The following is an 11,548-nucleotide window of genomic DNA, read 5'->3' on the forward strand; positions in this document are numbered from 1 at the left end:
TGGGGTCAGGCCAGGACGAGGCAGTGCTCGGGCCGCCAGCCGAACTCCACCGTCTCGCCGCCGTTCCAGCGGTCCTCCATGCGGGCGCGGGCCGTGTTCTGCTCCAGCACCGACAGCGTGACGCCCGGGGCGAGTTCGATCAGATAGGTCGTGGTCGGGCCGCTGTACACGGTGTCGCGGACGACACCGCTCAGCATCGACATGCCCGGTTCGAAGTCCGACAGCCAGATCTTCTCGGGGCGCACGGACACGCTCACCGCGGTGCCGTCCGCGATGCCGGTGCGGGCGCCGACGGGCAGGGCGGGCCCCTGGTCCAGCGCGACCTCACCGCTGCGGTAGGTGCCGGTCATCAGGTTGGAGGTGCCCATGAAGGACGCGACGAACTGGGTGGCGGGGTGTTCGTAGACGTCCTCGGGGGTGCCGCACTGCTCGATGCGCCCCTCGTTCATCACCGCGATCCGGTCGGACATCGTCAGCGCCTCGTCCTGGTCGTGGGTGACGAAGACGAAGGTGATGCCGACCTCGCGCTGGATCTGCTTCAGCTCCACCTGCATCTGCCGGCGCAGCTTCAGGTCCAGGGCGGCCAGCGGCTCGTCCAGGAGCAGGACGGCCGGACGATTGACCAGCGCGCGGGCCAGCGCGACGCGCTGGCGCTGGCCGCCGGAGAGCGTGCGGGGCCCCCGGTCGGCGAGCCCGGCGAGCTGGACCAGCTCCAGCATCTCGCCGACGCGCTGGCGGATCTCGGTCTTGGTGACGCCCTTGCGCTTGAGACCGAAGGCCACGTTGTCGGCGACGCTCAGATGGTCGAACAGGGCGTAGCTCTGGAACACCGTGTTGACGTTGCGCCGGTTGGGCGGCAGCGCGGTCACGTCCTCTCCGGCGAGCAGCACCGACCCCTCGGTGGGGTTGCTGAAACCGCCGATCATGCGCAGCGAGGTGGTCTTGCCGCAGCCGGAGGGGCCCAGCAGGGAGAAGAAGTGGCCGGCCTCGATGTCGAGGTCGAGACGGTGGACGGCGTAGGAGTCGGCGAACTGCTTGGAGACGCCGTCGAGCCGGACGGCAGGGGTCGCGTCCATGGGTCACTCTCCGGAGAGGATGTCGAGGCCGCCGCGGCGGCCGAAGAGGCGCGGGATGAACAGGGCCAGGGCGATGAGGCAGATCGAGCCCGCGAGCATGAGCGTGCCGACCGCGTTGATCGTGGGCTGCACCCCGAAGCGGATCGCCGAGTAGATGCGCACGGACAGCGGCTGGGGGTCGACGCCGGTGGTGAAGTAGGCGAGGACGAAGTCGTCGAAGACCAGGGCGAAGACCAGTACGGCACTGGCCAGGACCGCGGGCAGCAGGGCCGGCAGGGTGACCAGCCGTACCGCCTGCCAGCGGGTGGCGCCGAGGTCCATCGCGGCCTCCTCCACCTCCGGGTTCAGCGCGGCCACCCGGGACCGGAGGATGACCGTCACGTAGGAGATGGAGAAGGTGATCTCCGCGAGCATCACCGTGCCGGTGGACAGGGCGACGCCCAGCCCCTTGAAGAGCAGCATCGACGCGACACCGGTGACGATCTCCGGCGTGATCAGCGGCACCAGCATGACCAGTCCGGCCAGCGATCCGAGCCGGGTGCGGCAGCGGACCAGACCGAGCGCGAGCGCCACCCCGAGGACCACCGAACCGGCCATCGCCACCAGCGAGATCCGCAGGCTGGTGCCCAGCGACGAGATGAGGACGTCGTCGTGGGCGAAGGCCCGGTACCAGCGCAGGCTGAACCCGCCGAAGACGGTCAGGGACTTCCTGGAGTTGAAGGAGAACAGGGCGACGACGCCGATGGGCAGGTAGAGCAGCGCGAAGAAGACCGCTGTCACGGCGATGAGAACGCGGGGCTTGCGGGCGGCACGGCCACGTCGCGTACGGGTCCGGGCGGTCGGACGGGCCGGGGCGGTGGCGGAGGGCAGGCGCAGCAGGGTCATCGGCGTGCCTCCGCCTCGTCCTTGCGGGTGCGCCGCAGGTAACCGAACATGCCGACCAGCAGGACCAGCATCAGCAGCATCGTGAGCGCGGAGCCCAGCGGCCAGTTCTGGCCCTGGAAGAACTTGTCCTGGATCAGGTTGCCGATCATGATCTGGTCCGGGCCTCCCATGAGCTGTGCGCTGACGAAGTCGCCCATGGCCGGCAGGAAGACCAGGACGAGCCCGGCCGCCGCGCCCTGCCGGGTCGCGGGCAGGGTGACGAAGAAGAAGGTGCGGACCGGACCGCCGTACAGGTCGCGGCCCGCCTCGATGAGCGAGACGTCCAGCCGTTCCAGAGCTGCGTACAGCGGGATGATCATGAAGACGACGAAGCCGTAGACGAGTCCCGCGACCACGCCGACGCCGGTGTTGAGGATCTTCGTGCCGCCGTCGGCCACTCCCACGGCGCGCAGGGCGCGCAGCACGGGGCCGTCGTCGGACAGGACCGCCGACCAGCCGTACATCCGGACCAGGTAGTTGGCGAAGAACGGCACCACGATCGCGGCGATCAGCGCGTGCTTGTACCGTCCGCCGTGCAGGGCGATGGTGTACGCCACCGGATAGGCGATCAGCAGGCAGATCGCGCAGGTCAGCAGGGCGTAGCCGAGGGAGCGGGCCAGGACCTCGGTGTACGCGGGGTCGGCGAGGGCGCGCACGCCGGACAGGTCGAAGCCGAAGCGGGGGTTGCCGAGGTCGTCGGTGGTCCCCACCGCGAGAACGGCGACGAGCACCAGAGAGGCGATCAGGAAGCCGGTCATCCACAGGGTGCCGGGCAGCATGAACCAGGTCCATATGCGGGTGCCGGTGGCGTCCGGGCCGCGACGGCGGGCGGGCGAGGAGCGGTGACGCAGCAGTGCCATGTCAGCCCGCCTTCACATGGGTCCAGGCGGTGTCGCGGGCGTCCTCCGCCGCGCGGCTGCCGTTGCGGAAGAACAGGTCCGCCTTCAGGTCGTCCTCGGTGACCAGGCACTCCGGGAAGGGTTTGACCAGGTCGGCGTACGTCTTCTCGGTGCCGGCCACCGGCATCGGATAGCCGATGTACTCGATGTTCTTCTTCACGTTCTCCGGCCGCAGCATGTAGTCGATGAAGAGCATCGCGGTGCCGGGGTGGGCGGCGTTCCAGGGGATGGCGTAGCAGTCGGAGTTGATCGGCGTGCCCTCCCGGGGCGCCTGGAAGCCGAAGACGGAGGGGTCCTTGGCCTGGTTGAGCATGGCGGCCATGTCGCCGCTCCACGCCTGCGTCATGAACGCGTTGCCGTTGAGGAGGTTGTTGTAGCTGTCGCTGGAGAAGCCGCGCAGGCGCGGTCGCAGGGTGCCGAGCAGGGAGGTGATGCGGTCGAGGTCGCCCCTGTCGCCGGTGCTGACCTTCAGGCCGAGTTCGAGGGCGCCCATGCCGAGGACCTCGTCGCGGTCGTCCAGCAGGAAGACCTTGCCCCTGGCCTTGTCGCTCCACAGGTCCTTCCAGGAGCCGGTCAGATCGCCGATCTTGTCGCGGCGCCAGCCGATGCCGGTCTTGTACGCCGTGAAGGGGACGGTGTGCGCGGAGCCGGGGTCGTACCAGGGGTCGGCGAAGTAGGCGTACTTGCCGAAGATCGCGTGTGCGTGGGTGAGCCGGGAGTGGTCGATGCGCCGCAGCCGGCCGCCCCGGACCAGGCGCTGGGCCCATTTGGCCGTAGGGAAGACGATGTCGTAGCGGTTGCCGGCGTTGAGCTTGGCGACCATGCCCTCCATCGAGTCGAAGTTCGACTGGATGACCTTGACGCCGTATTCCTTCTCGAAGCCCTTGAAGACGGACGGGTCGACGTAGTCGGCCCAGTTGAAGTAGACGAGATCGCCGTCGACGTGCGGCCGGACGGGGGCGAGCTGCCGGGCGTCGGGGGTTTTCGCGGGCATGAACCCGCAGCCGCCGGCCGCGGCGCCCAGCAGGCCGAAGGCGCCTGCCCGCAGCACGGCGCGTCGGTTCGGCGGTGGTACCTCGGGGGACATGGAACGTCCTCTCCGTCGAGGAACGGCACAACTCCAGGGCGGGACCGGCTGGTCGGCTCACGGAGGCCCTGACTCCGTAGTGAAGACCGGTCTGGGGAGGGTGCGACGTGCGTCAGCGGGGGAGGGGTAAGCCCGACCGCAGGCGTGCGGCGTCGGGCATGCGCGAGGACGTCACTGCGTGGCCGCCTCGAGGTCGTCCCGGACCCGGCGGGCGAACCAGCCCACGGCGGCCTCGCGCAGCGACAGCGGCCCGGGCTCGAAACCGGGCGTGGTGAGTCCGGCCTGCACGCGCTCCACCAGTTCGGCGTCCTCGTCGTTGGTGACCCAGCCGATGTGGATGTTGAGCCGACGGGCCAGCCGGGTGCGCATGCTCTCCCCGTGCCGGGTGTAGAAGCCACCGGGGATCGCCGCCCGGTCCTGGGCGGTGGGCAGGGCGGTCCACGCGAGCACGTGGTCAGGGTAGAAGTCGATGAGCGTGTTCGGGTAGATCACCGCGTACCGCCACACACGCCGGTCGGCCTCGTCCAGTCCCGGCATCGGGGTGGCGAGGCGCTGGTAGAGGCGTTCCGTCCAGTTCGAGGAGGGTTTGTCGCGCAGCGGGGACTCGAACAGGACGTAGTTCTCCTGAACGTCCACGGTGTACGCCTGGTAGTCGAGCAGTCGCATGAGCGCGGGGTGGGCCACGGGGACGTGATAGCCCTCCAGGTAGTTGTCGACGATCACCTTCCAGTTGGCGTTCTGCTCCTCGCCGCCCGCCAGGTCGTGGATGCGGTGCTTGCCGATGGGGACCAGGCCGGACCCGGCGTAGCGGCCGACGGCTTCGGCGAGACCGGCGCAGCTCTCCGCCAGCGGCGTCGCCTCCATGTCGAGGTTGACGAAGACGAAGCCGAGGAAGGACTCCACGTTGACGGGATGCAGCCCGAGCTTGGGCTTGTCGAGGCAGGGGATGCGGCGCGCCTCGGGGGCACCGACGAGCCGTCCGTCCAGCTTGTAGGTCCAGCCGTGGTACGGGCAGCGGATCGCCTTGCCGGACGGCTCGGGCCCGGTGACCAGACGGGTGCCGCGGTGCCTGCAGACGTTGAGGTGGGCTGCGAGTCCGCCGTCCTCCGTGCGGACGACCAGCACTTCCCGGCCGGCGGCGGTGGCGGTCAGCCGTGCGCCGGGTTCGGGGAGGTCGGACTCGTGGCAGACGAGCTGCCAGGACTTGGCGAAGATCCGGTCGGTCTCGGCCTCGGAGACGGCCGGGTCGGTGTAGTAGCGCGCGGGCAGCGCTTCCCCGGGGAGTCCGAGGTGCCCGGGTTGCTCGGGCTGTACGGGCTGCTCAGGGGGTGGCGGCGACGGGGCAGGGGAGACGGGGTCGGCTGCCCGGGTGGTCGGCGGGTTCATGAGGTCCTCCTCCGCGCCGCGACGGCGGCGACGGGCGGTGAGGCTGTGCCCGGAAAGGGCGGCAGGTGCGGCTTGAGCAGGCGTCGGGACCTGCCGCGATCCGGCTGACTGATTGGTTAGTCAGAGTGGGCCGAGGGCGGGATCAAGTCAAGACTTGTGGCCTGACTAATTAGTTAGTTAGTCTCGGAGCAGGCGAATGGCCCAGGCCCGCAGACGGGCCCCGGGCGCATTCCCCAAGCCCGCGGACCCCCGGTCCGCGCCACACCGGGCGTCCGGATCCGGACGCCTCGGTCCCCGGGCGGTGCACGGCCCCGGCCGCGCACCCACCCCGTCCCGCAGGCTCCCCGCCCTTCTCGTCAGGCGCCGAGCCGTCCTCCCCGTCCATGCCATCGCCGCGCCGTCCCGTCCCTGCTGGGCCCGGGAACGGTGCGACCCCGGAGGCACGCATGAGCGCTCGCCGAAGTCTCGTATGGCTCGGGCTCACGCCGGAGCCCGAACAGGAACTGCCCGCCGCGGTGGCCGCCCTGCGGTCCCCGGCGGACGGCCGCCCGCGGGCGGCCCTCCTCGCCGCCGAACGCAACCGTGTACAGCGGCTCGTGCTGCGCGGCACACAGCGCGGCTGGCTGCGCTACCTCGGCGAGGTCACCGAGCTGGTGGTCGAAGCGGCGGCGGGACCGGTGAGCGCCGATCCCGGCGCGGCGCTGGTCGCCGGCGAGGTCGTCCTCGATCACCACCGCATGCTGATCGGCCTGCCCGGGGCCGGCTACACGCGCACCGCCGCACAGCGACGGGATCTGGAGGAGGCGCTGGCACGGCTGAGGTCCCTCGGCGGGCCCGGCCGCGCAGCTGTCCCCGGACCGTCCGGCCCTTCGGACCCTTGCGGACCGCCTGGGGCCTCCCGGCCTTCTGGTCCTTCCCGGTCATCTGGTTCTTCCGGGCTGTCTGGTTCCTCTCGGCCATCCGGTTCCTCCGGACCGTCCGGCCCTTCCCGGTCATCTGGTTCCTCCGGACCGTCCGACGCCTCCGGATCATCCGATCCTTCTCGATCCACTGGCCCCATCGGTCCCGTTGATCCTGCTGATCCCAGCGGTCACACCGCCCCCATCGACGTCTTCGGCCACTCCGAGCCCGGGAGCCCCGCATGACCGGTGTCTTCTCCCTCCTCCCAGAAGGACGGCCCGGCCTCCTCGCCCCCCTGCTGTCCGGGGCCTGGCCGGCCGGTGGCAGCGAGGACCACGCCCGATACCTCGCCGCGGGTGGTTATGCGCCGCTGCCCGTGCCCGGCCGGTTGCTCGACCGGATCGATGCCGTGGGGCTGCGCGGCCGCGGCGGCGCCGGTTTCCCCGCCGCCGTCAAGCTCCGTGCCGTACGGGACGCACCGGGCCCGTCCGTCGTCGTGGCCAACGGCGAGGAGGGCGAGCCGGGCTCGGTGAAGGACCGGTGGCTGCTGCGTCACCGACCCCATGTCGTCCTGGACGGCGTCAGGCTCGCGGCGGCCATGACCGGTGCCGAGCGTGGCTGTGTGTACCTCTCCGACGCCCCCGCCGAGCGGGCCGTGCGCCGAGCGCTCGACGAGCGCCCCTCCGAGCTGCGCGTCGACGTCGTAAGGACGGAGCACGCCTATGTCGCGGGGGAGGAGACGGCGGTCGTGCGGCGCATCGACGGCGGGCCGGCGCTGCCCACGGCGAAACCCCCGCGCCCCTTCGAGAGCGGAGTCGGCGGTGCACCCACCCTCGTCGCCAACGTCGAGACGCTGGCCCGCATCGCGCTGACGCATACGCACCCCGAGGCCGCGGAGGCCGTCGCCGGCGCCCATCTGGTGACCGTGTCGGGCGCCGGAACCCGTCCTCACGCGGAGGCGGGCGCCGGCGGCACGGTGGCCCTGGCGGAGGTCTCCGCCGGTACGCACCTGAAGGTCCTCGCCGATCTGTGCGGCCACGGCAGGGCCGAAGCCGTGCTGCTGGGCGGTCTGTTCGGCGGCCTGCACGGCGCGGGCTGGACCGATCTCCCGCTCGATCACGACCGGCTGCGCGCGGCCGGCGGAGCGCTCGGCTGCGGAGCACTGCACTTCCTGCACCCCGAGGACTGCCCGGTCGCCCTCGCCACCGAGGCCGCTGCCTATCTCGCGGCACAGAGCGCCCGGCAGTGCGGAGTGTGTGTCTCCGGCACCGGTGCACTGACCGACACCCTCACGGCCGTCGCACGCGGTCACGCGGACGGGGACGCGACCGGCCGGCTGCGCCGCTGGTCGCAGCAACTGCCCGGCCGCGGAGCCTGCGGGCTGCTCGATGCCGCCGCCCGCGTCGTCGCCAGCCTCCTCACCCACTTCCCCGACCGGGTCGACGCCCACCGGAGCGCCGTGTGCCCGGCGTGCGCGGACCCCGCACCCGCCGACGGACGCCGCTTCACGGTGCCGGTGCCCTGACCCGTATCCCGGCCTTCTCCCTCACCCCACTCCGTCACCGAGCCCGTCCCCCCACGGTCTTGCCCTCACCCGCACTCCGCTACCGAGCCTGTGCCCCGCCCATCGACCTTGCCCTCACCCCCACTTCGCCACCGAGCCTGTGCCCCGCCCATCGACCTTGCCCTCACCCCCACTTCGCCACCGAGCCCGTGCCCGCCCCACACCGCGCCCGCACCCGCCGCACCGAAAGGAACGCGCCGTGAAACTCCTGCTGGACTCCACCCGCTGCCAGGGCTACGGCCTCTGCCAGGAACCCGCCCCCGAGCTGGTCGACCTCGACGAGTGGGGCTACGCGCAGGTGCGCGAGAGCACTGTCCCGCAGGGGGGCGAGGACGCCGCCGTGGCGGCCGTCGCCGCCTGCCCGAACTCCGCCCTGCGGCTGGTGAAGTGACATGGGACGCGACCTGTCGGCTCTCTTCGACCCCATCTCCGTCGCCGTCGTCGGAGCCAGCGACGACCCGGCCAAGTACGGCCACGCCATCGCCGCGCAGGCCCTCCGCGCCAACGGCCGCCGCCCCGTGCACCTGGTCAACCGGCGTGGCGGCACGGTGCTCGGCCGTACCGTCGCACCCAGCCTGAGCGCGATCGGCGAGCCCGTCGACCTGGCGGTGGTCTCGGTGCCCGCCGCGGGCTTCGAGGACGCCGTCGACGAGGCACTGCGCTGCGGGGCCCGGGCCATCGTGGCGATCACCGCCGGCTTCGCGGAGACCGGCGACGCGGGGCGCGCTCGCCAGCGCGCCGTGGCCGAACGCGTACGTGCCGCCGGTGCCGTGCTGATCGGGCCCAACTGCCTGGGCCTGGCGGACAACACCACCGACCTCTTCCTGGCCTCCGACACCTTCACATCCGGCGGCGTCGCGCTCCTGAGCCAGAGCGGGAACCTCGCCCTCGAACTCCAGCTCCGCTTCCGCCCGCACGGCCTCGGCTTCTCCCGGTTCGTCTCGCTCGGCAACCAGGCCGACGTCACCCTCGTCGACCTGCTCGCCGACTGCGCCCGGCACGAGGGCACCCGGGCCATCGCCGTCTACGCCGAGGACTTCGCCGACGGCCGCGCCTTCGCCGAGGCGGCCGCCGACGCCGGGAAGCCCGTCGTGCTGCTCACCGCCGGACGCGGCGACGCCTCCGCGCGCAGCGCCCAGTCGCACACCGGCGCACTGACCACCTCGGCCGACGTGGTGAGTGCGGCCTGCCGCGACGCCGGTGTGGAACTGGTGGCCACCCCTCGTGAACTCACCGTGGTCCTGGCCGCGCTGAACGGCGGGCGCAGGGCGGCCGGACGCCGGGTCGCCGTCCTCACCGACGGCGGCGGCCACGGCGTCGTCGCAGCCGACGCCACCGAGGCGGCCGGCCTGCACGTGCCCGAACTCCAGGACGCGACCCGGCGGAGTCTGCGCGAGGCGCTGTGGGAGCAGTCGGCCGTCGCCAACCCGGTGGACCTCGCCGGGATGGGCGAGCAGGACCCCGGCTCCTACGCACAGACGGTCGCCACGCTGCTCGCCGCCGAGGAGACCGACGCCGTCCTGATGACCGGGTACTTCGGCGGCTACGCGGCCGCCGACGGCGGGCTCGGCGGAGGAGGCACGGCGCTCGCGGACGGGGAACAGGAGGCCGCACGCCTCATCGCCGCCCGGCACCGCGCCACCGCGAAACCCCTCGTGGTGCAGTCGATGTATCCCGACTCACCCAGCTGCCGCACCCTCACGGCGGCCGGCATCCCGGTCTTCGCCGCCACCGAGGACGCCGCCCGCGCCCTGGCCGCGACGGCACCCCGCGCACTGGCCACCGGCGTCACGCCCCTGCCCGTGCCCGCGGCCGCGCTGCGGGAGGTCGGCTACCTGGAGACCCGCAGGGCCCTCGAAGCGGCCGGACTCGCCTTCCCGGCCGCCCGGGAGATCCACGACGAGGCCGAACTGGGCGCGGTCACCGATGAGTTCACCGGCCCCTACGTGCTCAAGGCGCTCCATCTGCTGCACAAGTCCGACGCCGGCGGTGTGGCCCTGCGCCTGGCCGGACCCGGCGAACTCCTCACCGCCTTCCGAGAGATGCACGCCCGGCTCGGCGCCCCCTCCTACTCCGTGGAAGCCATGGCGGACCTGACCGACGGCGTCGAGCTGATCGTCGGTGTCAACCGCGACCCGCGGTTCGGCCCGGTCGCCATGGTGGGCCTCGGCGGCGTGCTCGCCGAGGCACTGCACGACGTCGCCTTCACCCTGGCCCCCGTACCCGCCGACCGTGCCCTGAGCCTGCTGCGCGGACTGCGTACCGCCGCCCTGCTCGACGGCGTGCGCGGCCGCCCGCCCGTCGACGTCGCCGCCGCCGCGGCCGCCGTCGAGACGATCACGGCCTTCGCCGCCGCCCACCCGGAGATCGCCGAGATGGAGGTCAACCCCCTGTTCGTCGGCCCGCACGGCGTCCTCGCCCTCGACTCCCGAGCCGTGCTCGCCTGACCCGGCCCCGCCCCGCCCGGGCCGTCCGCCCCCGCCCCTCCAGCCGACCGAAGAGGCCCCCATGGACATGCGCTACACCCCCGAGCAAGCCGACCTCAAGCGCCGCGCCACCGACTACGCGCGCCTGCTGATGCGCTACGAGGACCAGTCCGAGCAGGCAGGCGGCCCCCTGCCTCAGCAGCTCGTCACCGAACTGACCCGGGCCGCCATGGACGCCGGCGTCTACGCCATCAACATGCCCGCGGAATGGGGCGGAGCCGGCCTCAGCCTCCTCGACCAGGTCATCGTCGAGGAGGAGTTCGGCAAGGTCACCAACTGCCTGTGGGACATCCCCTGGCGGCCTGCCAACGTCCTGGCGTACGGCGACGAGCGGCAGCGCGAGAAGTACCTGCTGCCCGTCATCCGCGCGGAGAAGTTCGACGCGTTCGCCGTCACCGAGCCGGGCGCGGGATCCGACCCGTCCTCCGGCACCTCCACGGCCACCCGCACGGACGGCGGCTGGCTGCTCAACGGCGAGAAGTGGTTCGTCACCTGCGGCGACATCGCCGACTTCCTGCTGGTGCAGGCGGACGCGGGGCCGGAACGGCAGCCCACCCTGTTCTTCGTGGACCGGGCCGCGCCCGGCGTGGAGATGACACGGGTCCCGCACTTCATGCACTCCGCCGTCAACGGGCATCCCGAGTTCACCTTCACCGACGTCTTCGTCGCCGACGAGGATGTGCTCGGCGGCGTCGGCAACGGCTACGAGCTCACCAAGGAATGGTTCACCGACGAACGCCTGATGATCGCGGCCCGCACCGTCGGCGCCGCCGAGCGCGCGCTCCGGCTCGCCCGCGACTGGGCCGTGGAGCGGGAGCAGTTCGGGGCGCCGATCGCGTCGTACCAGCTGATCCAGGGCATGCTCGCGGACTGCGCCGTGGACATCGCGGTCAACCGGGCCTACACCCACCAGGTCGCCTGGGAGGCCGACCAGCCGCACACCGACCGCAAGACGCTGCACGCCAAGGCCTCCACCGCGAAGCTCGCCGCCAGCGAGGCCGCCGGCCGGGTCGCCGACCGCTGCCTGCAGATCTTCGGCGGCCGCGGCTACGACCGCACGTACCCCGTCGAGCGCATGTACCGCGAGCTGCGCGTGGACCGGATCTGGGAGGGCACCTCCGAGATCCAGCGGCTGATCATCGCCAACGAACTGATCAAGCGCGGCACCCGCGCCCTCGCGCTGCCCACGCACTGAGCCCGCCCCGCGCCCTGCCCGTCCATCACCC

Annotated in this window: 10 protein-coding genes; 5 read left to right on the forward strand and 5 right to left on the reverse strand. The window is 72.2% G+C overall.

Features of this window, described 5'->3' with window-relative positions; all coding sequences use genetic code 11:
- Nucleotides 1-5 precede the first annotated feature (5 nt).
- From ACFZCP_RS21440 to ACFZCP_RS21460, 5 genes are all read right to left on the reverse strand, one after another.
- On the reverse strand, nt 6-1,076 hold the full coding sequence (locus ACFZCP_RS21440) for an ABC transporter ATP-binding protein (protein ID WP_362695370.1): 1,071 nt from the start codon (nt 1,074-1,076) through the stop codon (nt 6-8).
- A 3-nt stretch (nt 1,077-1,079) separates the two neighbouring features.
- On the reverse strand, nt 1,080-1,961 hold the full coding sequence (locus tag ACFZCP_RS21445) for an ABC transporter permease subunit (protein WP_391428860.1): 882 nt from the start codon (nt 1,959-1,961) through the stop codon (nt 1,080-1,082).
- Nucleotides 1,958-2,860, reverse strand: coding sequence for an ABC transporter permease subunit (locus ACFZCP_RS21450; protein ID WP_391428862.1), 903 nt, complete (start codon nt 2,858-2,860; stop codon nt 1,958-1,960). The genes ACFZCP_RS21445 and ACFZCP_RS21450 overlap by 4 nt, the downstream gene beginning before the upstream one ends.
- Before the next feature lies 1 nt (nt 2,861).
- Nucleotides 2,862-3,986 carry an extracellular solute-binding protein gene (locus tag ACFZCP_RS21455; protein WP_391428864.1) on the reverse strand — a complete coding sequence of 375 codons (1,125 nt, stop codon included), beginning with the start codon at nt 3,984-3,986 and terminating at the stop codon, nt 2,862-2,864.
- A gap of 171 nt (nt 3,987-4,157) precedes the next feature.
- On the reverse strand, nt 4,158-5,372 hold the full coding sequence (locus tag ACFZCP_RS21460; protein ID WP_391428867.1) for an SRPBCC family protein: 1,215 nt from the start codon (nt 5,370-5,372) through the stop codon (nt 4,158-4,160).
- Nucleotides 5,373-5,818: 446 nt separating this feature from the next.
- Between ACFZCP_RS21460 and ACFZCP_RS21465 the strand changes: the two genes are divergently transcribed.
- The 5 genes from ACFZCP_RS21465 to ACFZCP_RS21485 all read left to right on the forward strand — a co-directional run bounded on the left by ACFZCP_RS21465 (nt 5,819) and on the right by ACFZCP_RS21485 (nt 11,517).
- Complete coding sequence (locus ACFZCP_RS21465; RefSeq protein WP_391428869.1) at nt 5,819-6,517, forward strand: hypothetical protein; 699 nt, start codon at nt 5,819-5,821, stop codon at nt 6,515-6,517.
- A complete protein-coding gene (locus ACFZCP_RS21470) occupies nt 6,514-7,797 on the forward strand; it encodes an NADH-ubiquinone oxidoreductase-F iron-sulfur binding region domain-containing protein (protein WP_391428871.1) in 1,284 nt (427 codons plus the stop codon). Before ACFZCP_RS21465 ends, ACFZCP_RS21470 begins: the two co-directional genes overlap by 4 nt.
- A 238-nt stretch (nt 7,798-8,035) precedes the next feature.
- On the forward strand, nt 8,036-8,227 hold the full coding sequence (locus ACFZCP_RS21475; protein ID WP_362695384.1) for a ferredoxin: 192 nt from the start codon (nt 8,036-8,038) through the stop codon (nt 8,225-8,227).
- A 1-nt stretch (nt 8,228) separates the two neighbouring features.
- A complete protein-coding gene (locus tag ACFZCP_RS21480) occupies nt 8,229-10,283 on the forward strand; it encodes an acetate--CoA ligase family protein (protein WP_391428874.1) in 2,055 nt (684 codons plus the stop codon).
- Between the two features lie 61 nt (nt 10,284-10,344).
- Nucleotides 10,345-11,517, forward strand: a complete 1,173-nt coding sequence (locus ACFZCP_RS21485) for an acyl-CoA dehydrogenase family protein (RefSeq protein WP_391428876.1) — start codon at nt 10,345-10,347, stop codon at nt 11,515-11,517.
- The last annotated feature ends 31 nt before the right edge of the window (nt 11,518-11,548 follow it).

The sequence above is a fragment of the Streptomyces sp. NPDC007971 genome (assembly GCF_042958635.1).
Classification (GTDB): domain Bacteria; phylum Actinomycetota; class Actinomycetes; order Streptomycetales; family Streptomycetaceae; genus Streptomyces.